This window comes from Variovorax frigidus, from assembly GCF_051216515.1.
Classification (GTDB): domain Bacteria; phylum Pseudomonadota; class Gammaproteobacteria; order Burkholderiales; family Burkholderiaceae_C; genus Variovorax.
Genome location: NZ_JBPJZF010000001.1, coordinates 149,669 through 175,527 on the forward strand (window position 1 = coordinate 149,669; position 25,859 = coordinate 175,527).

The window sequence follows — 25,859 nt, forward strand, 5'->3', positions numbered from 1 at the left end:
GGCGCGGTGCAGCAAAACCGCTCCCTAGAATCGTTTGCGCGCCTTCGGCGTGAACACCTGAAGGAGTCCTCAGTGCAGAGCAAGAAGTCCGGCGAAAAACCGGTCCAGCGAGTGATCAAGAAGTACCCGAACCGAAGGCTCTACGACACGAACACCTCCACCTACATCACGCTGGCCGAGGTCAAGCAGCTGGTCATGCAGAGCGCCTCGTTCGTGGTGCGCGATGCCAAGACCGGAGAGGACCTGACGCGCAGCATCCTGCTGCAGATCATCCTGGAGGCGGAGGCGGGTGGGGCGCCGATGTTCACCGAGCCGGTGCTGGCCAGCATCATCCGTTTCTACGGGCAGGCCATGCAGGGCTACATGGGGCCGTATCTGGAGAAGAACATCCAGGCGCTCACCGACATGCAGGCCCAGCTGACCGAGAAGGCCGAAGACCTGACGCCCGAGATGTGGGCCCGCTTCATGACCATCCAGTCGCCGATGCTGCAAGGCCTGATGGGCAACTACGTCGAGCAGTCGAAGAGCATCTTCGACCAGATGCAGGATCAGATGCAGAAGAACACCGAGCAGGTGCTGGGCGCCTTCGGCATCAAGCGGCCCTGAATAGACGTCATCGACGCGCTGCCTGTGCTTCACGACGGTGAGATCCTGGTTTAACTGGGACAATAGGCCCATGAGTGAAGTTGCCTCCCCCGAACGAACCGTCCCGCAAGCCGCCCCCAAGGTCGGCTTCGTGAGCCTCGGCTGCCCCAAGGCCCTGACGGACTCCGAATTGATCCTGACCCGGCTCAGCGCCGAGGGTTACCAGACCTCGAAGACCTTCGAGGGCGCCGATCTGGTGATCGTCAACACCTGCGGCTTCATCGACGACGCCGTCAGGGAAAGCCTGGACACGATCGGCGAAGCGCTGGCGACCAACGGCCGCGTCATCGTGACCGGCTGCCTGGGGGCCAAGTCGGGCGACCAGGGCGGCAACCTGGTGCGCCAGATGCATCCCAGCGTGCTGGCCGTGACCGGCCCTCATGCGACGCAGGAGGTCATGGACGCGGTCCACGCCAATCTGCCCAAGCCGCACGACCCGTTCATCGACCTCGTGCCCAACGCCTTCGGCGTGGCCGGCTTGAAACTCACGCCGCGGCACTATGCATACCTCAAGATCAGCGAAGGCTGCAACCACCGCTGCACCTTCTGCATCATCCCGTCGATGCGCGGCGACCTGGTGTCGCGGCCCGTGGGCGATGTGCTGAGCGAGGCCAAGGCGCTGTTCGAAGGCGGCGTGAAGGAACTGCTGGTCATCAGCCAGGACACCTCGGCCTACGGTGTGGACGTGAAATACCGCACCGGCTTCTGGGATGGCAAACCCGTGAAGACGCGCATGCTCGAACTGGTGCGCACGCTGGGCGAGATCGCGGAGCCCTACGGCGCCTGGGTCCGCCTGCACTACGTGTACCCGTACCCGAGCGTCGACGAGGTGATTCCGCTGATGGCGAGTGGCCAGGTGCTGCCTTACCTCGACGTGCCGCTGCAGCACAGCCACCCCGACGTGCTGCGCCGCATGAAGCGGCCGGCCAGCGGCGAACGCAACCTCGAGCGCATCGCGCGCTGGCGCGAGGTGTGCCCCGAGCTCGTGATCCGCAGCACCTTCATCGCCGGCTTCCCCGGCGAGACGGAAGCGGAGTTCGAGCATCTGCTGGACTTCATCCGCGAGGCGGAGATCGATCGCGCGGGTTGCTTTGCCTACAGCCCGGTCGAGGGTGCGACGGCCAACGACATTCCCGGCATGCTGCCCGAGCCGGAGCGCGAGGCGCGCCGTGCGCGCTTCATGGAGGTGGCCGAGGCCGTCTCGATCGCCAAGCTGCGTCGCCGCGTCGGCGCGACGATGCAGGTGCTGGTCGACTCGGCGCCGGGCATGGGCCGCAAGGGCGGTGTGGGCCGCACCTACGCCGATGCGCCGGAGATCGACGGGACCGTTCGGCTGCTGCCGCCCGAGAAGATCAGCAAGACGCTGAAGGTCGGTGAGTTCACGCGCGCGCGCATCGTGGGCGCCGAGGGCCACGACCTGATCGCACTGCCGGTTTGATGGCATTGCAGATTCAAGCGGGCAAGAAAAAAGCCACCGGAGACCGGTGGCTTTTCTTGAATGACCTGGCGGAGGTCAGTGTGAATTTGGTGCCCAGAAGAGGACTCGAACCTCCACGATGTTACTCGCTAGTACCTGAAACTAGTGCGTCTACCAATTCCGCCATCTGGGCGTCATATCTGCCGAAGCTTCTATGCATCGCTTCTCAGCGAAGACTGCGATCATACTCACAAAATGAGGCTCTTTTCGCTGAGCGGGGCTTCGGCGAGAAAATTTTCGTGCGCATTTCAGATGCGCAGGCGCAGCTTGCGCATGTGGCGCGCTCGATCGCGTTTCGAGCGGCCATGAAAAAAGCCACCGGAGACCGGTGGCTTCAATCGGATGACCTGGTAAAGGTCTGTTTAAACTTGGTGCCCAGAAGAGGACTCGAACCTCCACGATGTTACTCGCTAGTACCTGAAACTAGTGCGTCTACCAATTCCGCCATCTGGGCCCACATGACTGCCGAAGCAGCAATGTTTTGAATTTCAGGAAAGAAGGAGATCATATCAAAAATAATGGCCATCCCAGCGGCTTGCTGGATGAATTCGAAGGCTCTGTTCAAGGACATCGCGACGGGCACGGCTTCGTGCAGCGCGACGACGGTGAGGCGGACATCTATCTGCCGCCGAACGAGATGCGTGCAGTGCTGCACAAGGACCGGGTCAAGGCGCGCATCGTGCGCCAGGACCGTCGCGGTCGTCCCGAAGGGCGCGTGGTCGAGATCGTCGAACGTCCCGAGCAGCCGATCATCGGCCGCTTGCTGCACGAAGGCGGCATCTGGCTCGTCGCACCCGAAGACAAGCGCTACGGGCAGGATGTCCTGATCCCCAAGGGCGCGACCGGTCCCGCCAAGGTGGGGCAGGTGGTCGTGGTGCAACTCACCGAACCGCCCGCACTGTTCGGCCAGCCCGTGGGCCGCGTGAGGGAGGTGCTGGGCGAGATCGACGACCCCGGCATGGAGATCGAGATCGCGGTGCGCAAGTACGGCGTGCCGCACGAGTTCTCGGAAGCCTGTCTGGCCGAGGCGAAAGCCATTCCCGACAAGGTGCGTCCGGCCGACAAGAAGGGCCGCGTCGACCTGACCGATGTGCCGCTCGTCACCATCGACGGCGAAGACGCACGCGACTTCGACGACGCGGTGTATTGCGAGCCGGCCAAGGTCGGCCGTGGCAAGGGCTGGCGGCTGCTGGTGGCGATCGCCGACGTCAGTGCCTATGTGCAGACCGGTTCGCCGATCGACATCGACGCCTACGACCGTGCGACGAGCGTCTACTTCCCGCGCCGCGTGATCCCGATGCTGCCGGAGAAGCTCAGCAACGGCCTGTGCTCGCTCAACCCCTCGGTCGAGCGGCTGTGCATGGTCTGCGACATGCTTGTGGCGGCCGACGGCGAGATCTACGCCTACCAGTTCTACCCGGCCGTGATGTACAGCCATGCGCGCTTCACGTACACCGAAGTGGCGGCGATCCTCGGCAACACGCGCGGCCCCGAAGCGGCCAAGCGCAAGGACCGCGTCAAGGATCTGCTGAACCTGGCCGACGTCTACAAGGCCCTGCTCAAGCAGCGCAGCCGTCGCGGTGCCGTGGACTTCGAGACCACCGAGACGCAGATCGTCTGCGACGACGCCGGCCGGATCGAGAAGATCGTGCCGCGCACGCGCAACGAGGCGCACCGCCTGATCGAGGAGGCGATGCTCGCGGCCAACGTCTGCAGCGCCGACTTCATCAACGAGAGCAAGCACCCGGGCCTGTTCCGCGTGCACGAGGGCCCGACGCCAGAGAAGAAGGAAATCCTGCGTGGCTATCTGAAGGCGATGGGCGTGGGCCTGAGCATCACCGACGATCCGCGTCCGGGTGAGTTCCAGGCGATCGCCGAGGCCACCAAGGAGCGGCCCGACGCGCAGCAGATCCACACCATGCTGCTGCGCTCGATGCAGCAGGCGATCTACACGCCGATGAACAGTGGCCACTTCGGCCTGGCCTACGAGGCCTACACGCACTTCACCAGCCCGATCCGGCGTTACCCCGATCTGCTGGTGCATCGCGTGATCAAGGCGATTCTTCTCAAGCAGAAGTACACGCTGCCGATGCTGCCGACGCCGGGCGAGGCACATGCCAAGCTGGCCAAGCGGCTCGCATCGCGGGTCAAGGCGCCCACCGACAAGCCGCAGAAGGCGACGGTGGCGCCGACCAAGGAAGTGCAGGCCTGGCAGGCCGCGGGCCTGCATTGCAGCGCCAACGAACGCCGTGCGGACGAGGCCAGCCGCGATGTCGAGGCCTGGCTCAAGTGCAAGTACATGCGCGAGCATCTGGGCGAGGAGTACGGCGGCGTGGTCAGTTCGGCCACCACCTTCGGCATCTTCGTCACGCTCGACGCGATGTACGTCGAGGGCCTGGTGCACATCACCGAGCTCGGTGGCGAGTACTTCAAGTTCGACGAGATGCGCCAGGAATTGCGCGGCGAGCGCACCGGCATCCGCTATGCCATCGGCACGCGGGTTCGGGTGCAGGTGAGCCGCGTCGACCTCGATGGGCGGAAGATCGATTTCCGTCTGGTACGCGAGGGCGAGGAGCTCTCCGCTCGCAATGCGAAAGACAAGGGGGCATCGTCGTCCGGCGCGCCAGTGAAGGCATCGGCCAAGCGCGGTTCGCGAGGCAGCAGCGGCGGCAGCGGCAGCGGCAACAAGAGCGTCGAGACTGTGGCGCCCGTGGCGGCCGAGCGTGTCGAAGCCGGCCCGCAGTCGGCCATGCAGGCCTTCAAGTCTGCCGTGAAGAAAGCAGCCAACAAGATGAAGGGGCGCAAGCCGCGCCGATGAACAGGAGACATGACATGACCCAGACCCCCGCACCCCGTACCGCCATCGTGACCGGCGCCGGCAGCGGCATCGGCCGCGCGGCAGCGCTCGCCCTGTTGGCCGACGGATGGAACGTGACGCTCGCGGGCCGCCGCCTCGAGCCGCTCGAACAGGTGGCCGAAGAATCGGGCGCCGCCGCGCGCGCCTTCGCCGTGCCGACCGATGTGGCCAAGGCCGAATCGGTCGCATCGCTGTTCGCCGCCACGGTCGAGCGCTTCGGCCGCGTCGACCTGCTGTTCAACAACGCCGGCGTCGGCAACCCGGCCGGTCCGTTCGAGGACTGGACGCCGGAGCAATGGCAGGGCGTGGTCGACATCAACCTCACCGGCATGTTCTTCTGCATCCAGCAGGCCTTCCGCGTGATGAAGACCCAGTCGCCGCGCGGCGGCCGGATCATCAACAACGGTTCGATCTCGGCCACCGCGCCGCGGCCCAACTCGATCGCCTACACCGCGACCAAGCACGCGGTGCAGGGCCTGACCAAGACCGCATCGCTCGACGGGCGCAAGTACGACATCGCCGTCGGCCAGGTCGACGTGGGCAATGCGATGACCGACCTGGCCTCGCGCATGGCCAAGGGCGTGCCGCAAGCCAATGGCGAGATGGCGATCGAGCCGCTGATCGACGTGAAGATCGTCGGCCAGTCGGTGCTCTACATGGCGAACCTGCCGCTCGAGGCCAACGTGTTGTTCCACACGATCATGGCGACGAAGATGCCCTTCGTCGGGCGCGGCTAGAAAGGCTCAGGCAGCCGCGCGGCGGGCCAGCGTGCCTGCCGTCAACGGCGCCGCATCGGCCGGCCAGGCGTCGGCGATGTGGCCGTGTCGCCAGACGGCTTCGCGCGCGGCGTCGAAGGCCGGCTGCCGGGCTGCCAGCGCGGCGCCGATCATGCCGGCCAGCACGTCGCCGGTGCCGGCGGTGGCCAGCCGCGCATTGCCGGTGAGGTTGATGACCGCGGGCCCGTCGCCCGCGTCGGCGATCACGGTGCCGGAACCCTTGAGCACCACCACCGCGTGAAAGCGTGCGGCCAACGCGCGCGCGGCCGCCAGCCGGTCGGCCTGGATGGCGCCGGCCGTGCAGCCCAGCAGCCGTGCCGCTTCGAGCGGATGCGGCGTGATCACAGTCGGTCGTCCGCGCGTCCCGCGCGATGCCAGTTGGGCCTGCAAATCGCTGTCGGCCGCGATGGCGTTGAGCGCATCGGCATCGAGCACCAGGGCTGCGGCGGTGGCCATCACGCGCGGCAGCAATGCGCGCACCGCCGTTCCGCCCCCGCAACCGCAGACCACCGTCATGCCGGACGGGTCCAGCGCTTGGGCGTCGCGCAACATCAGCTCGGGTTGCGCGGTGTCGACCGCGGCGGCGCTCGGGTCGAGCAGGCCGACGAACACCCGGCCCGCGCCGGCATGCAGCGCCGCCGAGCCGGCCAGCAAGGCGGCGCCGGCCATGCCCGGCGCGCCGCCGACTACCGCGACGTCGCCGTAGCTTCCCTTGTGCGACGCGTGGCCGCGTGACCTGGCTTCGGGTGCACCCGCCAGACGCGCGATCGGCCGGTCGGTGAAGGGGCCGCAGCCCAGGTCGTCGAACCAGACCGTGCCCGCCGCATCGCGTCCCTGCGCGGTGAAGAGGCCGGGCTTCAAGGTGAGGAAGCTCAAGCAGGCGCGGGCCTGCTGCACCTCCGGGCGAAGAAGATCGTCGCCCAGCGAAAGAACGCCGGTGTCCGCATTCAGTCCGGACGGCACGTCGACGCTGAGCAGCGGCTGCGCGCCCGCATGCATCTGCCGCAGCCATGCGGCCATGTCGCCTTCGGGCGCCCGCGACGCTCCGATGCCGAGCAGTGCGTCGATGGCCAGTTCATACGCGACCGGCGGGGTCGACGCGAAGAGAACCCCTGCATCGCGTGCGCGCCGCAGCGACGCCCTGGCATCGGCTGGCAGGCGGCTTTCATCGCCCGCAAAGGTGACGACCGGAAAGAAGCCCCGATGCCGCAATTGCGCGGCTGCTTCGAAGCCATCGCCACCGTTGTTGCCCGGCCCGCAGGCCACCCAGATCGTGCGCGCATGGGGCGCGAGGGCCATGGCGAGCCGCGCCACCGCGAGGCCCGCGCGCTGCATCAGGGCGTGGTCGGGCAGGGCGGTTGCCGCGGCCTTTTCGATGCGGCGCGTGGCGGCGATGTCGAACAGGTCGGCGGCGGTGGCGGACGTGATGCTTTGCATCGATCCATTGTGCCGTCGGGACTGTCGTCGAGCCGCCTGCCTATCATCGATGGATGAAGCTCAAAAGCCTTGGTTGGATGATGGTCCTGCTGCTCACGGGGCTTGCCGTCCTCGTGATCGCGATGATGGCGTGGATGGTCGGGCTGGCCTGGGCTGCCGGCCTGCTGGGCATCGTGTGGGGCACCTTCGTGCTCGCGGAATGGCGGCAGTGGCTGGCCTTGCGCGACCTGGCCTGGGCGGCAGGGGCGGGCTACGGCATCAGCGTGATTCGCTGGCTCGAGGTGCCGCTCGACGAGACGGCGCTCATGCTGCGCTGGCTGGTGATGGGTGCGTACGCGTTGTGCCTGGTGTTCTTCGTGTGGATCGTGCCTGCGCTGCTGGCGTGGACCGTCCAGCGCCTGCGGCCGCGGGCGGCACCCGCTCTGCCGGTCGAAGCGCCGGCCACGCCCGAGAGGCTGCGCCGGTGGGGTCCTAACGACTGAGCCGCTCGACGCCCAGGCCTTCGAGGTCGATGCCGGCATCGCGCCCGCCGACCAGGTCGGCCAGCACGCGCGCGCTGCCGCACGACAGCGCCCAGCCGCTGGAGCCGTGGCCCAGGTTGAGCCAGACGCCCGGTATGCCGCTGGGGCCGATCACCGGCGGGCCGTCGGGCAGCATCGGGCGTGCACCTTTCCATTGCTGGATGCCGGCCTGCAGCGTGGCGGCACCGGGGAACCAGTCGTGCAGCACCTTGTAGAGCGTCTGCAGCGCCGCCGGATTCATGGCGTCGAGCGAGCCGCCGATCTCCGCGCTGCCGGCCACGCGCACGCGCAGGCCCATGCGCGTGATCGCGACCTTGTAGCGCTCGTCCATCACGGCACTGCGCGGCGCATTCAGTGGCTCGCGCACGTTGGCGCTGACCGAATGGCCGTAGATCGGCGCCAGCGGAATGCGCAGGCCCAGCGGCTTGAGCAGCGATGCCGAGGCCACGCCCGCGCACATCACGATCGCATCGAAAGGAATGGCGTCCGAGCCGGCCGACAGTGCCAGCGAGCGCGGCGCGGTGCGCGAGAGCGGCGCGATGTCGCAATTGAAATGGAAGCGCGCGCCCAGCGATTCGGCCTCGCGCTTGAGCAGCAGCGCGAACTGGCGGCAGTTCGCGACCTCGTCGTCCGGCAGGTGGATGGCGCCGGCCAGATCGGTGTCGGTGCTCAGGGCCGGCTCGATGCGCCGGGCCTCGTCGGCATCGACCTCGCGGAACACGCTGCCGGCCGCGCGCAAAACTTCGAGCCCCGGCTGCACCTGCTTCTGGTCGCGGCGCGAGCGCAGCAGCACGAGGTAGCCCTGGTTGCGTTCGTAGCTGAGTTCGCGGGCCTCGGTGATCCCGTGCAGGCGTGTCTTGCTGTAGAAGGCCAGCCGCTGCATGCGCGCCCGATTGGCCAGGTAGGTTTCGAGCCGGCAAGCGCGTTGCCACTGCGCCATCCAGCGCAGGTCGCGGCCGTTCAGGGGCCAGCGCAGCTTGACTGCGCCGTGGCTCGACAACAGCGAGCGCAGCACCTTGAGCCGCATGCCCGGCGCGGCCCAGGGCGTGACGTAACCGGGGGCGACCACGCCCGCATTGGCGAAGCTCGATTCCTCGGCCGCGGCGCCGCGGCGTTCGAAGACGGACACCTCGTGCCCGTCGCTGGCCAGTTCCCAGGCGGTGGTGACGCCGATGATGCCGGCGCCCACGATCGCGATTTTCATGAATTCTTTGTTGGGGGATGGAGTCGGCCATCTCCTGCGGCCCCGCCTGAAGGCGGAACGCAAGAGGAAAGAGGAAGGGGCCTATTGTTGCAGCGCGCGCTCCGCCTGGCCGGCAATCGCGAGCACTGCATCGTCGTGCAGGGCCGCGTGCCACAGCATCAGGCCGACCGGTGCATCGCCCTCGGCCTGGCAGGGAATGGAGATCGCGCAGCCATCCAGCATGTTGACCACCGACGGATTGCGCAGCAGCAGGCCGTTGACGCGGAAGAATTCCGCATCGCGCTCGGCGCCCGGTGCCACGCTGGCCAGGGGCGGCGCGAGGATCGGCACGGTGGGCGACAGCAGCGCGTCGAAGTCGCTCAGTGCGGCCTCCATGCGGGCAATCCAGTCGCTGCGCGCCTTCAGCAGGTCGATGTACTCGTACGCCTTCATCTCGGCGCCCTTGAGGATGCGTTGCGCCACGCGTGGGTCGTAGCCGGCGCCGCTGCGCTCGAGCAGCAGGCGGTGCCAGGTGTAGGACTCGGCGGCCGAGAACCCGCCGGTGGCATTGATCGAGGGCAAGTCGGCCAACGGCGGCAACGCGATTTCGGCAATCTGCGCGCCGGCGGCACGCAGGGTAGCCAGGGCGCGTTCGAAGGCGCGCGCGACCGCCGGCTCCATCCCGTCCAGGAACAGATCCTTGACCACGGCGAGCCGGTAGCCGGCCAGCGCGCGGGTGCCTGGGGTGACGCGCCGCGCGGCCAGCACTTCGTGCGCGAGCACCGCGTCGCGCACCGAGCGCGTCATGGCGCAGACCGTGTCGAGCGTGGTCGACAGCGGCAGCGCGCCGGTGGTGGGCACCCAGCGGGCCGTGCTCTTGAAGCCGACGATGCCGTTCAGCGCGGCGGGGATGCGGATCGAGCCACCGGTGTCCGAGCCCAGGCCGATGAAGGCGGCGCCGGTGGCCACCGACACCGCGGCGCCGGACGACGAACCGCCGGGGACGCGGGGCGTCACGGCATCGCTGGCATTGGCCGGCGTGTCGTGGTGCGGATTGACGCCGACGCCGGAAAAGGCGAACTCGCTCATGTTGGTGCGGCCGATCAGCGCACCGCCCGCGGCACGCAAGCGCGCCACCGCCAGTGCATCGGCGCGGGCGGCGGGCGCATGGCTCAGCACGATCGAGCCGGCGGGTGTCGGCTGTCCGGCGATGTCGAACAGGTCCTTGACCGAAAAGGACAGACCGGCCAGCACCTGCGAAGGTTGCGCCGCGGCGGCCTCCTGGCGCGCTTCGGCGAACAGCGTGCGCGTGAAGGTGTGCGCGTTCGATGGCTGCTGCGCGATGGCGATCGCGTGCTCCATTTCGGTGCGTGCGTCGGTGGTACCGGCCTGGAGGGCGAGTCGGCTGTCGTGCAGGTCGGGGCGCATGGTGTGTGTTCGGAAGGGAGGCTGAGAGAGGGAAAAGGGTGGTCTGCGTGCTATACTCTTTGGGTTTCGCTCTCGGGGATTTCCCTGTATTTTCAAGGTTTCCGAGAGAGCGGGACACATTCGCAAACCAGCCCATCAAGGTGTTGCGTGCCCTCGTGAGCAGCGCTTGCAGGGACCGCAAAACGGGCTGGATTTTAGACCCAACCTTTGGAGTTATTCCTATGTCGACGACCATGCGCGAAATGCTGGAAGCCGGTGTCCATTTCGGTCACCAAACCCGTTTCTGGAACCCCAAGATGGCACCGTTCATCTTCGGCCATCGCAACAAGATCCACATCATCAACCTGGAAAAATCGCTGCCGATGTTCCAGGACGCGGCCAAGTACGCGAAGCAGCTCACGGCCAACCGCGGCACGATCCTGATGGTCGGCACGAAGCGTCAAGCCCGTGAAATCGTCGCAGCCGAAGCGCAGCGCGCCGGCGTGCCGTACGTCGACACCCGCTGGCTCGGCGGCATGCTGACCAACTTCAAGACCGTCAAGACCTCGATCAAGCGTCTGAAGGACATGAAGGCTCAGCAGGAAGCCGGCCTCGACAGCCTGAGCAAGAAGGAACAGCTGACGTTCTCGCGTGAGATCGCCAAGCTCGAGAAGGACATCGGCGGCATCCAGGACATGACCGCGCTGCCCGACGCCATCTTCGTGATCGACGTGGGCTTCCACAAGATCGCCGTGGCCGAAGCCAAGAAACTGGGCATCCCGCTGATCGGTGTGGTCGACTCGAACCACTCGCCTGAAGGCATCGACTACGTGATCCCGGGCAACGACGACTCGTCGAAGGCCGTCACGCTGTACGCACGCGGCATCGCCGACGCGATCCTCGAAGGCCGCAACAACGCTGCCAACGACGTCGTCAAGGCTGTGGCCGAAGGCGGCAGCGACGAGTTCGTGGAAGTCGAAGAAGGCGCGTCCGCCTGATCGCGGTCTTCGCGAGCCTTGAAGAAGGGGCTTTGTGGCCCCTTTTTTTGATCTGATTTTTTGAATACGGAGTACGAATAATGGCTGCAATCACCGCAAGCATGGTCGGCGAACTGCGCGCAAAGACCGACGCGCCCATGATGGAATGCAAGAAGGCTTTGACCGAAGCCGAAGGCAACATGGAAAAGGCAGAAGAGCTGCTGCGCATCAAGCTGGGCAACAAGGCCGGCAAGGCATCGGGCCGCATCACCGCCGAAGGCGTGGTCACGGCTTTCGTCGACGGCGATGCCGGCGGCATGATCGAGATCAACTGCGAAACCGACTTCGTCACCAAGAACGACAGCTTCCTGGCCCTGGCCAACGCTGCCGCGATGCTGATCGCCAAGAACAACCCCGCGGACCTCGCCGCACTGGGTGCACTCGCCTACGAGCAGGACGGTTTCGGCCCGACGCTCGAGGACGTGCGCAAGGGTCTGATCGGCAAGATCGGCGAGAACATGAGCTTCCGCCGCTTCAAGCGCTTCGGTGGCAACGGCAAGCTGGCTTCCTACCTGCACGGCACCCGCATCGGCGTGATGGTCGAATTCGAAGGTGACGACGCTGCTGCCAAGGACGTCGCGATGCACATCGCCGCGATGAAGCCCGTCGCCATTCAGGCGTCGGACGTGCCTGCCGACCTGATCGAAAAAGAGCGCGCAGTCGCTGCCGGCAAGGCCGAGGAAGACCGCAAGACGGCCGAAGCCGAGGGCAAGAAGCCGCAGCCGGCCGACATCGTTGCCAAGCGCATCGAAGGCGGCGTGCAGAAGTACCTGAAGGAAGTCTCGCTGCACAACCAGCCGTTCGTGAAGAACGACAAGCAGACCGTCGAAGCCATGCTCAAGGCCGTCGACACCTCGATCAAGGGCTTCACGCTCTACGTCGTCGGCGAAGGCATCGAGAAGAAGGTCGACGACTTCGCGGCTGAAGTCGCCGCGCAAGTGGCTGCGGCCAAGGCTGCCGCCTAAGCTGGCGCTCCATGGGACGCGCGCGTTTCGTGGCGCGCGTGCCAACCCCCTCACGGGGGCAACACCCGCGGGCCGGCCAAGCCGGTTCCGCAGGGTTCACGATCTGATTAAACTCGCCCCCGCCATTCAAAGGAAATTACCCATGTCCAACGCCCGCCCAGCCCACAAGCGCATTTTGCTGAAGCTGTCGGGTGAGGCGCTCATGGGCGACGACGCCTTCGGCATCAATCGCGCGACCATCGTGCGCATGGTCGGCGAGATCGCCGAAGTCGTGAACATGGGTGTCGAGGTGGCGGTGGTGATCGGCGGCGGCAACATCTTCCGCGGCGTCGCCGGCGGCTCGGTCGGAATGGACCGCGCCACGGCCGACTACATGGGGATGCTGGCCACCGTCATGAACGCGTTGGCACTGGCCGACGCGATGGACAAGCAGGGCCTGATCGCCCGCGTGATGTCGGCCATCGCCATCGAGCAGGTGGTCGAGCCCTACGTCCGACCCAAGGCCTTGCAGTACCTAGAAGAGGGCAAGGTCGTGATCTTCGCGGCCGGCACCGGCAACCCTTTCTTCACCACCGACACGGCCGCAGCGCTGCGCGGTGCGGAGATCGGCGCCGAACTGGTGCTCAAGGCGACCAAGGTCGACGGCGTGTACAGCGCCGACCCGAAGCTGGTGCCAGACGCAACGCGTTATGCCTCGTTGAGCTTCGACGAGGCCATCGGAAAGAATCTCGGCATCATGGACGCCACGGCCTTTGCGCTGTGCCGCGACCAGAAACTGCCGATCAAGGTGTTTTCGATCTTCAAGAACGGTGCGCTCAAGCGCGTCGTCATGGGTGAGGACGAAGGCACCTTGGTGCATGCCTGAGGAGCAAAAGAAATGACCATTGCAGACATTCGCAGCGCGACCGACGCGAAGATGAACCAGTCGATCGCTGCGTTCCAGAACAACCTCACCAAGATCCGTACCGGCCGCGCCAATTCCGCGCTGCTCGATTCGATCCACGTCGACTACTACGGCTCCTCGGTGCCGTTGAGCCAGGTCGCGAACGTGTCGGTGCTCGATTCGCGCACCATCAGCGTCCAGCCCTGGGAAAAGGGCATGGGCGCCAAGATCGAGAAGGCCATCCGCGAAAGCGATCTGGGCCTGAACCCCGCGTCCATGGGCGACCTGATCCGTGTGCCGCTGCCCGCCATGAGCGAGGAGCGCCGCAAGGAAATGACCAAGCTGGTCCGCAACGAAGGCGAGAACGCCAAGATCGCGACGCGCAACCTGCGCCGCGATGCCAATGAAGCGGTCAAGAAGCTGGTCAAGGACAAGCTGGCGTCCGAGGACGACCAGAAGCGCGCCGAAGCCGACATCCAGAAGGTCACCGACCGGCACATTGCCGATATCGATCGGCTGATCGCGGCGAAGGAAGCCGAGATCATGGCGGTCTGATGAGCAGCAAGCCCACCGGGGTGCCGCACCACATTGCCATCGTGATGGATGGCAATGGCCGTTGGGCGACGCGACGCTTCCTGCCGCGCGTGGCGGGCCACAAGCAAGGCGTCGAGTCATTGCGGCGTTGCGTCAAGGCATGCGTCGACCGCGGTGTGGGCGTGCTCACCGTGTTCGCCTTTTCCTCCGAGAACTGGAATCGTCCGGTGGAAGAGGTGACCGGCCTGATGGAGTTGATGGTCGGTGCGCTGGGACGCGAGGTCCCCAAGCTGCGCGCCGATGGCGTGCAACTGCATTTCGTCGGCGAGCGCGGCGGCCTGTCCGAGAAGATGGTGGCGAGCCTGGTGCAGGCCGAGGCCTCGACGGCCCTCAACACCCGGATGGTGCTCAACATCTGCTTCAACTACGGCGGCCGCTGGGACATCGCGCGCGCGGCGGCGCAATTGGCGCTGCGCGGCGAACCCTTGACCGAGGCGAGCCTGGACCGCGCCATGGCGCTGGCCCACGTGCCCGACCCCGATCTTTTCATCCGTACCGGCGGCGAGCAGCGGCTGTCGAATTTCCTGCTCTGGCAGAGCGCCTACGCCGAGCTGTTCTTCAGCGACAAGCTGTGGCCTGAATTCGACGAAGCCGCACTCGACGAAGCCATCGGCGTCTTCCAGACGCGCGAGCGTCGTTTCGGCAAGACCTCGGCGCAACTGAACGCAGGGCTGCACGAGCGGCAAACCGCCTGATGCTCAAGCAACGCATCCTTACGGCGCTGGTCCTGCTGGCGGTCCTGCTGCCGGCGATGTTCTACCCCTCGCACGTTCCCTTCGCCTGCGTGATGCTGGTGATGATCGGCGCGGCGGCCTGGGAGTGGGGCCGGCTCAACGGCTACGGCCCGCGCATGTCGATCTTCCTGGGCATCGAGATGGTGCTGCTGTGCGGCCTGTCCTGGTGGCTCGGCCTGCTCGAGCAGCGCCTGCTGGGTGTCTGGCTGGTGGCGAGCGCCGCCTGGGTGCTGGGCGGTGCGGCACTGCTGTACGGTGCGGTGCCGGGCTGGCCGCGCATTCCGCGTGCCGTGCGCCTGCTGGGCGGACTGCTGGCCTTGTGGGTGGCCTGGCTTGCTGCAGTGCAGGCGCGCCTCTGGGGTATCAACTTCCTGCTGTCGCTGCTGGTGTTGGTCTGGGTGGCGGACGTGTTCGCCTATTTCGCCGGCCGCGCCTTCGGTCTGCGTTTCACCCGCAACAAGCTGGCGCCCTCGATCAGTCCCGGCAAGAGCTGGGAAGGTGTGTGGGGCGGCATGATCGGCGTCGTGGTGCTGGCCATGGCCTGGGTCTGGGCCGATGCGTCGTTGCATGCGGACGTGCTCAGCCTGTACAGCCGGCTTGCAGCCCGCGGTGCGTGGATGCTGCTGTTGGGGGCCGTGTTCCTGGCCGCGATGAGCGTGGTCGGTGATCTGGTCGAGTCGCTGGTGAAGCGGAGCGCAGGCGCCAAGGACAGCAGCAACCTGCTGCCCGGTCATGGTGGCGTGCTCGATCGCATCGATGCGCTGCTGCCCACGCTGCCGATCGCCATGATGCTGGCCTCGTTGTGGTCCTGATGCAGCGGCAGCGCGTCACCGTGCTGGGCTCGACGGGGTCGGTCGGTGTGAGCACGCTCGATGTCATGGCGCGGCATCCCGAGAAATTCGAGGTGTTCGCTCTGTCGGCGGCGACCAAGGTCGAAGAGATGCTCGCGCAGTGCGCGCGCTTCCGGCCCCGCTTCGCGGTCATGGCCAGCCCGCCGCACGCCCGGCAATTGGCCGAGCGGCTGCGGGCCCATGACCTGCAGACCGAAGTGCTGATGGGCACCGACGCACTGGAGGCCATCGCGTCGCATGGCGAGGTCGACAGCGTGATGGCGGCCATCGTGGGCGCCGCGGGTCTGGGCCCGTGCCTCGCGGCCGCGCGTGCCGGCAAGCGGCTCATGCTCGCCAACAAGGAGGCGCTGGTCGTCGGCGGGGAACTGTTCCTGCAGGCGGTGCGCGAAGGCGGTGCCACCTTGCTGCCGGTGGACAGCGAACATTCGGCCATCTTCCAGTCGCTGCCCGAAGACCCGGCCACCTGGCCGCGGCGCATCGAGAAGATCATCCTCACGGCCTCGGGCGGCCCGTTCCGCACCCGTGCGGCCGGTACGCTTCAGGATGTCACGCCCGAGCAGGCCTGCGCCCATCCCAACTGGACCATGGGGCGCAAGATCTCGGTCGATTCGGCCACCATGATGAACAAGGCGCTCGAGGTGATCGAGGCGCGCTACCTGTTCGACGTGACGCCCGAGCAGATCGAGGTGGTGATCCACCCGCAGAGCGTGATCCACTCGATGGTGCAGTTCACCGACGGTTCGGTGATCGCGCAGCTCGGCACGCCGGACATGCGGGTGCCGATCGCGGTCGGCCTGTCGTGGCCCGAACGCATCGAGAGTGGTGCCGCCCGGCTGGACTTCCGGCAGATGGCCGCCATGACCTTCGAAGTGCCGGATGCGGCCCTGTTCCCCGGCCTGGCGCTGGCCTGGCATGCGCTGCGCGCGCCGCCAGGCACGACCGCCGTGCTGAATGCGGCGAACGAGATCGCCGTCGAGGCCTTTCTCGACCGCCGCCTGCGTTTCGATCGCATTCATGCGGTCAACACGGAAACTTTGGCGGCGTTGCAGCCCTCGAAGCCTGCGTCGCTGGACGATTTGCTCGCGCTCGATGCCGAGGCCCGTTCGGCGGCCCAGGCGGTGGTGCGTCGCTTCGCCGGCTGACGCGTCTTTCTTGCCCTTCCCTCCGGGAGTTCCTTGATGCTCACTGTCCTTGCCTTCATCGTTGCGCTCGGCGTGCTGATCGCTGTGCATGAGTACGGGCACTACCGCGTGGCCGTGGCCTGTGGCGTCAAGGTGCTGCGTTTTTCGGTCGGCTTCGGGCATTCGCTCTACCGATGGAAGCCCAAGCGGCAGAAGCCAGGCCAGGACACGGAGTTCGTCCTCGGCGCGTTTCCGCTGGGTGGCTACGTCAAGATGCTCGACGAGCGCGAAGGGCCGGTGCCCCCCGAAGAGCGGCATCTGGCCTTCAACACGCAGCCCTTGCGTTCGCGCGTGGCCATCGTGGCGGCCGGCCCGATCGCCAACCTGCTGCTGGCTGCGGTGCTCTACACGCTGGTCAACTGGATCGGGGTTCAGGAGCCGGAGGCCGTGCTGGGCCGACCGGTGGCTGCCTCGCTGGCCGAACAGGCCGGCTTGCGTGGCGGCGAGCGCATCGCGCGCGCTGGTTTCGCCGGCACGCTGGAGCCGGTTCAGTCCTTCGAGGACCTGCGCTGGCGCATGACGCGCGGCGCCCTCGACGGCCGCGACCTCACGCTGGAGATCACGGGGCAGGGGGCGGAGCCGGCCCGCACCGTGGTGCTGCCGCTCAGCCGCATCGAAGCCAAGGATGCCGATGCGCAGATGTTCCGCAAGATCGGCGTGATCTCTCCACTGACCCGCCCCGAGATCGGCGAACTGGTGCCCGGCGGCGCCGGCGCCCGCGCGGGCCTGCAGCAAGGTGACCTGGTGCGCGCAGTCGGCCCGACCGCCGTGGTGGACGGTCAACAGCTGCGCGAACTGATTCGGGCCTCGGTCGACGGCGCGTCGCCGCGTACCCAGACCTGGCAACTGATTCGCGGCGGCCGCGACATCGCCCTCGACGTCACGCCCGAGGTGCGGGACGAAGGCCCGACCAAGGTCGGCCGCATCGCGGCCTACGTCGGCGCACCGCCGGCCATGCTGACCGTGCGACAAGGTCCGATCGACGGGGTCTGGCAGGGTGTGGTGCGGACCTGGGAGGTCTCGGCGCTCACGGTCCGCATGATGGGCAAGATGCTGATCGGCGAGGCTTCGCTCAAGAACCTCAGCGGACCGCTCACGATCGCCGACTATGCGGGCAAGTCCGCCAGTCTCGGCTTCACCCAATACCTGGTGTTTCTCGCCCTGATCAGCGTCAGCCTGGGGGTGCTCAATCTGATGCCGCTGCCCGTCCTCGATGGAGGACACCTGATGTATTATCTTTGGGAGGGTCTGACCGGAAAAAGCGTCTCCGACGCTTGGATGGAACGGTTCCAGCGCGGTGGCGTCGCGCTGTTGCTGGTGATGATGTCCATCGCTTTGTTCAACGACGTCAACCGACTCTTCGGGCTCTTTGGTTAACTCTTGCCGGCCCTTCGTGCGCCGCCCAATTCACACATGAACAAATCAATCAGTCGCTTTCGTCTGCGTAGCGTGGCCATGGTCATCGCCAGCACGCTCGCTGCCACGGCGGCCTGGGCCGTAGAGCCTTTCACGGTGCGCGACATTCGCGTCGAGGGCCTGCAGCGCGTCGAGCCTGGGACCATCTTCGCTTCGATGCCGTTGCGCGTGGGCGATACCTACAGCGACGAACGCGGCTCGGCCACGATCCGCGCGCTGTTCGAATTGGGCCTGTTCAAGGACGTGCGCCTCGACGTCAGCGGCAATGTGCTGGTGGTGATCGTGGAAGAGCGCCCGACCGTGGCCGACGTCGACTTCGTCGGCACCAAGGAATTCGACAAGGCCGCGCTGCAGAAGGCGCTGCGCGAAGTGGGGCTGGCCGATGGGCGCCCCTACGACAAGGCCCTGACCGACCGCGCCGAGCAGGAGCTCAAGCGCCAGTACGTGAGCCGCAGCCTCTACAACGCCGAGGTCGTGACCACGGTCACGCCGATCGAGCGCAACCGCGTGAACCTGACTTTCACCGTGACCGAAGGCGAGTCGGCGCGCATCCGTGAAGTGCGCGTGGTCGGCAACAAGGCCTTCAGCGAATCGACGCTGCTCAGCCTGTTCGACCAGGACAGCGGCGGCTACCTGAGCTGGTACACCAAGTCCAACCAGTACTCGCGCGCCAAGCTCAACGCCGACCTGGAAACGCTGCGCTCCTACTACCTCACGCGCGGCTACCTCGAGTTCCGCATCGATTCGACGCAGGTCGCGATCTCGCCCGATCGCTCGGACCTCACCGTGACGGTGAACGTGACCGAAGGCGAGAAGTTCGTGGTGGCCGGCGTCAAGCTCGACGGCAATTACCTGGGCCGCGAAGAGGAGTTCAAGTCGCTGGTGACCATCAAGCCGGGCCAGCCCTACAACGGCGAGCAGCTGACGGACACGACCAAGGCCTTCACTGACTACTTCGGCACCTTCGGCTATGCCTTCGCGCGCGTCGAGGCGCAGCCCGAGATCGATCGCACCAACAACCGCGTGACGCTCACGCTGAAGGCCGAACCGGCGCGGCGCGTCTACGTGCGCCGCGTGAGCATCGGCGGCAACAACCGCACCCGCGACGAAGTGATTCGCCGCGAGTTCCGGCAGTACGAAGCGTCCTGGTACGACGGCGACAAGATCAAGCTGTCGCGCGACCGCGTCGACCGCCTGGGCTTCTTCACCGACGTGAACGTCGAAACGCAGGAAGTGGCCGGGTCGCCCGACCAGGTCGACCTGACGGTCGTCGTCGCGGAAAAGCCGACCGGTTCGCTGCAACTCGGTGCCGGCTTCTCGAGCGCGGAGAAGGTGTCGTTCACCTTCGGCATCTCGCAGGAAAACGTGTTCGGTTCGGGCAACTTCCTGGGCCTGCAGGTCAACACCAGCAAGTACTACCGCACGATCTCGTTGACCGCCACCGACCCGTACTTCACGAGCGACGGCATCTCGCGCACCTTCAGCCTGTTCCATCAGACCACGCGCCCGTACTACACGGTCGACGGTGACTATTCGCTGGTCAGCGAGGGCGGCAGCATCAAGTTCGGCGTGCCGTTCAGCGAAGTCGACACCATCTTCTTCGGTGCCGGGCTGGAACGTTTCAATTTCAAGCCGGGCTCGAACGTGGCCCAGTACACGCCGCAGGCCTACCGCGACTACTTCCAGTGCACGACCAGCGCGACCAACGTCGTCAGCTGCGGCGAAGACAGCAAGTGGGGCCTGCCTTTGACCATCGGCTGGGCGCGCGACGACCGCGACAGCGCGCTGGTTCCGACCCGTGGCCGCCTGCAGCGCGCCAATGTGGAGTGGGGCGTGGGCGGCGACCTGAAGTACGTCAAGTCGAGCTACCAGTACCAGCAGTATTTCCCGCTGAGCAAGCAGTACACGCTTGCCATCAACGGCGAAGTGGGCTACGGCAAGGCGATGGGCGACAAGACCTACCCGATCTTCAAGAACTTCTACGCCGGTGGCCTGGGTTCCATCCGCGGCTTCGAGCAGAACTCGCTGGGTCCGCGTGACGGCGTCACCGAGGCGGCGTTGGGTGGCACGAAGAAGGCGATCTTCAATGCGGAACTGAGCACGCCGTTCCCCGGCGCAGGCAACGACCGCACGCTGCGTCTCTACGGTTTCTTCGACGCCGGCAACGTCTTCACCGAGCGCACCACCCAGAGCGATCTGCAATGGTCGTCGCAGAAGAGGCTGCGTGCGTCGGTGGGCCTGGGCATCAGCTGGATTTCGCCCTTGGGTCCCCTGCGCATCGCCTATGCGAAGCCTGTGCGCTCACAGAAGGAGGACGACTTCTCCGACCCGCTGCATCCGATCTACAAGGATAGAATGCAGACCATCCAATTTCAGATCGGTACCGCTTTTTGATGAACCATTCGTACCGCACAGCCGGCGCCTTGCTGCTCCCGCTGCTGGCCCTGTTTGCTGCCCCTTCGCAAGCGCAGGTGCAGGAAGGCTTCCGCATCGGTTTCGTGAATCCCGATCGCGTGCTGCGTGAGGCGCAGCCCGCGAAGGCCGCGCAAGCCAAGCTTGAAGCTGAATTCCTGAAGCGCGAACGCGATCTGGGAACCCAAGGTGAAGCGTTGAAGGCTGCTTCGGAGAAATTCGAGCGCGAGGCGCCGACCTTGTCCGAAAGCCAGCGCGCCACGCGTCAGCGAGCGCTGGTCGACCAGGACCGTGAATTCCAGCGCAAGCGCCGTGAATTCCAGGAAGACCTGAACGCGCGAAAGAACGAAGAGCTTCAGCAGGTCTACGACCGGGCGAACCGCGTGGTGAAGCAGGTGGCCGAGGCTGAGAAGTACGACGCCATCCTCCAGGAAGCCATCTACATCAACCCCAAGCACGACATCACCGAGAAGGTGATCAAGGCGCTGAACGCTGCTGCTGCCGCGCCTGCGGGCACGAAGTAGGCCGCGTCACGCGTGGTGTTGCGGCTCGGAGCCATTGTCGAAGCCCTCGGGGGTGAACTCCAAGGGGACCCCGAGCTGGCGATCGAGCGCCTGGCGCCACTGCAGAGTGCCACGCCCGATGCGCTGAGTTTCCTGAGCCATCCCAAGTACCGCAAGGAACTGGCCGCCTCGCAGGCCGGCTGCGTCATCGTGTCGCCCGCCATGCGGGATGCCGCCGCGACGCGTGGTACCTTCATCGTCGCCGACGATCCTTACCTCTACTTTGCGCAGCTGACCCAGTTGTGGAAGCGGGCGCATGCCCCGGCGGACGCGGTGCGCATCCATCCGAGCGCGGTCATCGATCCGCTGGCCGAGGTGGACCCGAGTGCGCAGATCGGTGCCTTGTGCGTGATCGAGCGCGGTGCACGAATCGGTGCCCACACGGTGCTCAAGTCGCGCGTGACGGTGAGCGAGCATTGCCACATCGGCGCGCGCTGCCTGCTGCACCCGGGTGTGGTGATCGGCGCCGACGGATTCGGTTTTGCGCCGCACCAGGGCGCCTGGGTCAAGATCGAGCAGCTGGGTGCCGTGCGCATCGGCGACGATGTCGAGATCGGGGCCAACACCTGCATCGATCGCGGCGCGCTGGAAGACACGGTCATCGAGGATGGCGTGAAGCTCGACAACCTGATCCAGATCGGCCACAACGTGCGCATCGGCAAGCACACCGCGATGGCCGGCTGCGTCGGTGTGGCGGGCAGTGCGGTCATCGGTGCGCATTGCACCGTGGGCGGCGGCGCGATCGTGCTGGGGCATCTCGAGCTGGCCGACGGCGTGAACATCTCGGCGGCGACGCTGGTGACGCGTTCCATCCTCAAGCCGGGCCATTACACGGGCGTGTTTCCCATCGACGACAATGCCACCTGGGAAAAGAACGCCGCCACGTTGAAGCAGTTGCACAGCCTGCGGGACCGGCTCAAGGCGCTTGAGAAAAAAGAAATTGGACGATAGAAAAACATGACGACGCTCGACATTCATCAGATTCTCAAGCTCCTGCCGCACCGCTACCCCTTCCTTTTGGTGGACCGCGTGACCGCCATGGAAAAGGGCAAGCGCATCACGGCGCTCAAGAACGTCACGATGAACGAGCCCTTCTTCAATGGCCACTTCCCGCACCGGCCGGTGATGCCGGGCGTGCTGATGCTTGAAGCAATGGCGCAGGCCGCCGCGCTGCTGTCCTTTCATTCGCTGGACATCGTGCCCGACGACAACACCGTCTACTATTTCGCCGCCATCGACGGCGCGCGCTTCAAGCGGCCGGTGGAGCCGGGCGACCAGCTGACGCTCGAGGTCGAGATCGACCGCATGAAGGCCGGCATCTCGAAGTTCAAGGGCCGTGCGCTCGTCGGCAGCGAACTGGCTTGCGAAGCCACGCTGATGTGCGCGATGCGCCAGATCAACTGAAGTTCTCGCGTGCAATGACGCAGGTTCATCCGACGGCCATCGTCGATCCCAAAGCCGAACTCGATCCCTCGGTGTCGATCGGGCCCTATGCGGTGATCGGGCCGCACGTGCGCATCGGCGCCGGCTCGACCGTCGGTGCGCATTGCGTGATCGAGGGCCACACGACCATCGGCCGCGACAACCGCATCTTCCAGTTCTCCTCGCTGGGTGCGGTGCCGCAAGACAAGAAGTACGCGGGCGAGCCGACCGAACTGGTGATCGGCGACCGCAACACGATCCGCGAGTTCTGCACCTTCAATCTGGGCACGGCCCAGGATGTGGGCGTGACGCGCATCGGCAATGACAACTGGATCATGGCCTACGTGCACATCGCGCACGACTGCCAGCTCGGCAACCAGATCACCATGGCCAACAACGCCACGCTGGCGGGCCATGTGGTGATCGGCGACTGGGTCACGGTGGGCGGGCTCACCGGCGTGCTGCAGCGCATGCGCATCGGTGCCCACGCGATGATCGGTTTCGCTGCCCATGTGGGCAAGGACATCCCGCCCTTCATGGTGGTGGACGGCAATCCGCTCGCGGTGCGCGGCGTGAACCTGGTGGGCCTGCGCCGTCGGGACTTCTCCGCCGAGCGCATCACCGCGATCCGCGAGATGCACAAGCTGATCTATCGGCAAGGCAAGACCCTGGAGGAGGCGCGCTCCGCCATCGCCGCCCTGTCTACGCAGATGCCCGACGCGGCCGCCGATGTGGCGCTGATGGATGGCTTCCTCGGCAGCTCCGTCAGCGGCATCGCCCGCTGAGCCGCGCATGAGCGCCGAATCAGCAACGCGACGCTTCGCGATGGTCGCCGGCGAGCCTTCCGGCGATCTGCTGGCCGGCCTGCTCATGGACGGCTTGCAGGCGCGCTGGCCGGCGGTCGAAACCGTCGGCATCGGCGGTCCGCAGATGCTGTCGCGCGGTTTCCAGAGCTGGTGGCCGCAGGAAAAACTGGCCGTTCGCGGCTACATCGAGGTGCTGCGGCATTACGCCGAGATCGCAGGCATCCGCCGCCAGCTCAAGGCGCGCCTGCTGCGCGAGTGGCCGGGGCTGTTCATCGGCATCGATGCACCGGATTTCAATCTCGACCTCGAAGCCGGGCTGCGCGGTCGCGGCATCAAGACCGTGCATTTCGTCTGTCCGTCGATCTGGGCCTGGCGGCCCGACCGCATCGAGAAGATCCGTGCGGCGGCCGACCATGTGCTGTGCATCTTCCCCTTCGAACCGGCCCTGCTGGCGGAGCAGGGCGTGGCGGCCAGCTACGTCGGCCATCCCTTGGCCAACGTGATCCCGATGCAGCCCGATCGGGCGGCCGCGCGTGCGGCGCTGGGGCTCGATCCGGCGGCGCCCGTCGTGGCGCTGCTGCCCGGCAGCCGCCGGTCCGAGGTGCGCTACCTGGCGTTGCGATTTTTCGAGGCGGCCGCGCTGATGGCGAAGTCGCGGCCCGAGATCCAGTTCATTTCCCCTGCGATCCCCGGCCTGCGCGCCGAGGTCGAGGCGGCACTCAAGGCCAGCGGCATGGAGGGCAGGGTGACCTTGGTCAACGGCCAGTCGCATCCGGTGCTCGCCGCCTGCGATGCGACCCTGATCGCCAGCGGTACCGCCACGCTCGAGGCCGCGCTGTTCAAGCGCCCGATGGTGATCGCCTACAACATGAACCGGGTCTCCTGGCACCTCATGCATCGCCAGCAGCTACAGCCCTGGGTGGGCCTGCCGAACATCCTTTGCGGCGAATTCGTCGTGCCCGAGTTGCTGCAGGATGCAGCAACGCCCGAGGCACTGGCCGCCGCCACCTTGCGCTGGCTGGAAGACCCGGCCAAAGTCGAGGCCCTGCAACAACGTTTCACCGCGCTGCACGTCGAGTTGCTGCGCGACACTCCGACACTTTGCGCCGATGCGATCGAGAAAGTTCTTGAAGGCTGAGCAGGCCGCGCTGGTCTGGGACGCGCCCGGTCTGATGGCCGGCGTGGACGAGGCCGGCCGCGGGCCGCTGGCCGGCCCGGTGGTGGCTGCGGCCGTCATCCTCGACGATCGCCGTCCGATCCCCGGCCTGGCCGACTCCAAGACGCTGACGGCGCTGCAGCGCGAGCGTCTGTACGAGCAGATTTTGGCCCGGGCGCTGTGCTGCTCGGTGGCGCAGGCCAGCGTCGAGGAGATCGACACCCACAACATCCTGCAGGCCACCATGCTGGCCATGCGCCGCGCGGTCGAGGGCCTGCGGCTCAGGCCGGTCAAGGTGCTGGTGGACGGCAATCGGCTGCCTACGCTCGACGTGCTGGCCGAGGCCATCGTCAAGGGGGACTCGCGGGTCAAGGCCATCTCGGCCGCCTCGATCCTGGCCAAGGTGCACCGCGACCGACTGTGCCGCGAACTCGACCTGGAATACCCGCACTACGGCTTTGCCGGCCACAAGGGTTATGGCACGCGGGCGCACCTCGATGCGCTGCAGCTCCACGGCGCCTGCGTGCACCACCGGCGGTCGTTCGCTCCCGTGGCGGCTGCATTCGAGCGGATGGCGATGCAGCAGGTCATGGGCGGCGTGCAGCCGGATCGGATCGGCGCATGAGTCGTTCCGCACCGGAGCACATCAGCTCGCGCGACAACCCGCTGCTCAAGGAATTGCGCAAGCTCGCGCAGGACCCCGGTGCCTACCGCAAGCTGGGCAAGATCTGGCTCGAGGGCGACCACCTCTGCCGCGCGGCACGGCAACGCGGCGTTCGGCCCGCCATCGCAGTCTTCTCCGAATCTTTTTGGCCGCAGGCGCAGTTCGAATGGACCGACGCCGCCGATCGCACGCTGATCGTGGCCGATGCGTTGCTGGCCGGTGTGAGCGGCCTCGAGTCGCCCGCGCCCATGGGGTTCGTGCTGCACCTGCCGATGCGTCCCGAACTCGTGGCCGATGCGCCGACCGTGGTGCTCGATCGGCTGCAGGACGCGGGCAACGTCGGCTCGGTGCTGCGCAGTGCCGCGGCCTTCGGCTTCAGCCAGATCGTTGCCCTCAAGGGCACGGCCGCGCTCTGGGCGCCCAAGGTGCTGCGCGCCGGCATGGGCGCGCATTTCGGTCTGCGACTGATCGAAGGCGTCGATGCCGAACTGCTCGATGGGCTGAGCGTCCCGCTGGTGGCGACGAGTTCGCATCACGGTGACTGGTTGCACAAGGCGCAACTGCCGCATCCCTGTGCCTGGTTGCTCGGGCATGAGGGGCAGGGCGTCTCGGCGGCGCTGGAGGCGCGTGCCTCGCACCGCATCCGGATCGCCCAGCCGGGCGGCGAAGAGTCGCTGAACGTCGCGGCCGCCGCGGCGATTTGTCTGCACGCGAGCGCGGCTTTGTCCGGATTGTGACAGCGCGCCGGCTATAATCAGCGGCTTTCCCGCTCACACCCCGCCCACAGCGCACACAAGCTTACCCTTCGACGAAAGCCGCAGCCCGCCCCTTCATCGCATGTCATTGCATGTCGGGCACCTTGGGTTCGCTTT

At 66.5% G+C, this 25,859-nt stretch carries 24 protein-coding genes and 2 tRNA genes; 21 read left to right on the plus strand and 5 right to left on the minus strand.

The window, feature by feature from the left end:
- Positions 1-72 precede the first annotated feature (72 nt).
- Both phaR and rimO read left to right on the plus strand, forming a co-directional pair.
- Positions 73-606 (plus strand): polyhydroxyalkanoate synthesis repressor PhaR, encoded by a 534-nt coding sequence (gene phaR, locus ACSFBC_RS00650; protein ID WP_435508389.1) that lies wholly within the window; start codon positions 73-75, stop codon positions 604-606.
- A gap of 70 nt (positions 607-676) precedes the next feature.
- Complete coding sequence (gene rimO / locus ACSFBC_RS00655; protein ID WP_435508390.1) at positions 677-2,083, plus strand: 30S ribosomal protein S12 methylthiotransferase RimO; 1,407 nt, start codon at positions 677-679, stop codon at positions 2,081-2,083.
- A gap of 87 nt (positions 2,084-2,170) precedes the next feature.
- Here the strand turns inward: rimO and ACSFBC_RS00660 are convergent.
- Positions 2,171-2,255 (minus strand) — tRNA-Leu (locus ACSFBC_RS00660).
- Between the two features lie 236 nt (positions 2,256-2,491).
- Positions 2,492-2,576, minus strand: a tRNA-Leu gene (locus ACSFBC_RS00665).
- 81 nt (positions 2,577-2,657) lie between these two features.
- On the opposite strand from ACSFBC_RS00665, the gene rnr reads away from it, so the two are divergent.
- A complete protein-coding gene (rnr, locus tag ACSFBC_RS00670) occupies positions 2,658-4,940 on the plus strand; it encodes a ribonuclease R (RefSeq protein WP_435508391.1) in 2,283 nt (760 codons plus the stop codon).
- Between the two features lie 14 nt (positions 4,941-4,954).
- A complete protein-coding gene (locus tag ACSFBC_RS00675) occupies positions 4,955-5,716 on the plus strand; it encodes an SDR family oxidoreductase (RefSeq protein ID WP_435508392.1) in 762 nt (253 codons plus the stop codon).
- Positions 5,717-5,722: 6 nt separating this feature from the next.
- Here the strand turns inward: ACSFBC_RS00675 and ACSFBC_RS00680 are convergent, their stop codons facing one another.
- On the minus strand, positions 5,723-7,192 hold the full coding sequence (locus tag ACSFBC_RS00680) for an NAD(P)H-hydrate dehydratase (protein WP_435508393.1): 1,470 nt from the start codon (positions 7,190-7,192) through the stop codon (positions 5,723-5,725).
- A 53-nt stretch (positions 7,193-7,245) separates the two neighbouring features.
- Between ACSFBC_RS00680 and ACSFBC_RS00685 the strand changes: the two genes are divergently transcribed.
- On the plus strand, positions 7,246-7,674 hold the full coding sequence (locus ACSFBC_RS00685) for a hypothetical protein (protein ID WP_435508394.1): 429 nt from the start codon (positions 7,246-7,248) through the stop codon (positions 7,672-7,674).
- Here the strand turns inward: ACSFBC_RS00685 and ACSFBC_RS00690 are convergent.
- Positions 7,664-8,917, minus strand: a complete 1,254-nt coding sequence (locus ACSFBC_RS00690) for a D-amino acid dehydrogenase (protein ID WP_435508395.1) — start codon at positions 8,915-8,917, stop codon at positions 7,664-7,666. The two genes, ACSFBC_RS00685 and ACSFBC_RS00690, sit on opposite strands and share 11 nt — an antisense overlap.
- 81 nt (positions 8,918-8,998) lie before the next feature.
- Positions 8,999-10,324 (minus strand): amidase, encoded by a 1,326-nt coding sequence (locus tag ACSFBC_RS00695; RefSeq protein WP_435508396.1) that lies wholly within the window; start codon positions 10,322-10,324, stop codon positions 8,999-9,001.
- A 221-nt stretch (positions 10,325-10,545) separates the two neighbouring features.
- Here ACSFBC_RS00695 and rpsB point away from each other — a divergent pair, with 221 nt between their 5' ends.
- From rpsB to ACSFBC_RS00775, 16 genes are all read left to right on the plus strand, one after another.
- The gene (gene rpsB, locus ACSFBC_RS00700) at positions 10,546-11,301 is read left to right on the plus strand and encodes a 30S ribosomal protein S2 (RefSeq protein ID WP_183023600.1); all 756 of its coding nucleotides are present in this window, start codon (positions 10,546-10,548) and stop codon (positions 11,299-11,301) included.
- Positions 11,302-11,381: 80 nt separating this feature from the next.
- Positions 11,382-12,305 carry a translation elongation factor Ts gene (gene tsf / locus ACSFBC_RS00705; protein ID WP_435508397.1) on the plus strand — a complete coding sequence of 308 codons (924 nt, stop codon included), beginning with the start codon at positions 11,382-11,384 and terminating at the stop codon, positions 12,303-12,305.
- Between the two features lie 142 nt (positions 12,306-12,447).
- Positions 12,448-13,170, plus strand: coding sequence for a UMP kinase (pyrH, locus tag ACSFBC_RS00710; protein WP_435508398.1), 723 nt, complete (start codon positions 12,448-12,450; stop codon positions 13,168-13,170).
- 12 nt (positions 13,171-13,182) lie between these two features.
- Positions 13,183-13,743, plus strand: coding sequence for a ribosome recycling factor (gene frr, locus ACSFBC_RS00715; RefSeq protein WP_435508399.1), 561 nt, complete (start codon positions 13,183-13,185; stop codon positions 13,741-13,743).
- On the plus strand, positions 13,743-14,477 hold the full coding sequence (gene uppS / locus ACSFBC_RS00720) for a polyprenyl diphosphate synthase (RefSeq protein WP_183023604.1): 735 nt from the start codon (positions 13,743-13,745) through the stop codon (positions 14,475-14,477). Before frr ends, uppS begins: the two co-directional genes overlap by 1 nt.
- Entirely contained in the window at positions 14,477-15,328 is an 852-nt protein-coding gene (locus tag ACSFBC_RS00725; RefSeq protein WP_435508400.1) for a phosphatidate cytidylyltransferase, read from the plus strand. The genes uppS and ACSFBC_RS00725 overlap by 1 nt, the downstream gene beginning before the upstream one ends.
- On the plus strand, positions 15,328-16,509 hold the full coding sequence (gene ispC / locus ACSFBC_RS00730; RefSeq protein ID WP_435509236.1) for a 1-deoxy-D-xylulose-5-phosphate reductoisomerase: 1,182 nt from the start codon (positions 15,328-15,330) through the stop codon (positions 16,507-16,509). Before ACSFBC_RS00725 ends, ispC begins: the two co-directional genes overlap by 1 nt.
- Positions 16,510-16,542: 33 nt before the next feature.
- Positions 16,543-17,925 carry an RIP metalloprotease RseP gene (gene rseP, locus ACSFBC_RS00735; RefSeq protein WP_435508401.1) on the plus strand — a complete coding sequence of 461 codons (1,383 nt, stop codon included), beginning with the start codon at positions 16,543-16,545 and terminating at the stop codon, positions 17,923-17,925.
- 36 nt (positions 17,926-17,961) lie between these two features.
- Positions 17,962-20,358, plus strand: a complete 2,397-nt coding sequence (gene bamA / locus ACSFBC_RS00740; protein ID WP_435508402.1) for an outer membrane protein assembly factor BamA — start codon at positions 17,962-17,964, stop codon at positions 20,356-20,358.
- Entirely contained in the window at positions 20,358-20,900 is a 543-nt protein-coding gene (locus tag ACSFBC_RS00745) for an OmpH/Skp family outer membrane protein (RefSeq protein ID WP_435508403.1), read from the plus strand. The genes bamA and ACSFBC_RS00745 overlap by 1 nt, the downstream gene beginning before the upstream one ends.
- A 12-nt stretch (positions 20,901-20,912) precedes the next feature.
- Positions 20,913-21,890 (plus strand): UDP-3-O-(3-hydroxymyristoyl)glucosamine N-acyltransferase, encoded by a 978-nt coding sequence (lpxD, locus tag ACSFBC_RS00750; protein ID WP_435508404.1) that lies wholly within the window; start codon positions 20,913-20,915, stop codon positions 21,888-21,890.
- 6 nt (positions 21,891-21,896) lie between these two features.
- A complete protein-coding gene (gene fabZ, locus ACSFBC_RS00755; RefSeq protein ID WP_219217834.1) occupies positions 21,897-22,343 on the plus strand; it encodes a 3-hydroxyacyl-ACP dehydratase FabZ in 447 nt (148 codons plus the stop codon).
- A 14-nt stretch (positions 22,344-22,357) separates the two neighbouring features.
- Positions 22,358-23,146 (plus strand): acyl-ACP--UDP-N-acetylglucosamine O-acyltransferase, encoded by a 789-nt coding sequence (gene lpxA, locus ACSFBC_RS00760; protein WP_435508405.1) that lies wholly within the window; start codon positions 22,358-22,360, stop codon positions 23,144-23,146.
- A 7-nt stretch (positions 23,147-23,153) separates the two neighbouring features.
- The gene (lpxB, locus tag ACSFBC_RS00765) at positions 23,154-24,305 is read left to right on the plus strand and encodes a lipid-A-disaccharide synthase (protein ID WP_435508406.1); all 1,152 of its coding nucleotides are present in this window, start codon (positions 23,154-23,156) and stop codon (positions 24,303-24,305) included.
- Positions 24,277-24,948 (plus strand): ribonuclease HII, encoded by a 672-nt coding sequence (rnhB, locus tag ACSFBC_RS00770; RefSeq protein ID WP_435508407.1) that lies wholly within the window; start codon positions 24,277-24,279, stop codon positions 24,946-24,948. Before lpxB ends, rnhB begins: the two co-directional genes overlap by 29 nt.
- Positions 24,945-25,724, plus strand: coding sequence for a TrmH family RNA methyltransferase (locus ACSFBC_RS00775; RefSeq protein WP_435508408.1), 780 nt, complete (start codon positions 24,945-24,947; stop codon positions 25,722-25,724). The genes rnhB and ACSFBC_RS00775 overlap by 4 nt, the downstream gene beginning before the upstream one ends.
- The last annotated feature ends 135 nt before the right edge of the window (positions 25,725-25,859 follow it).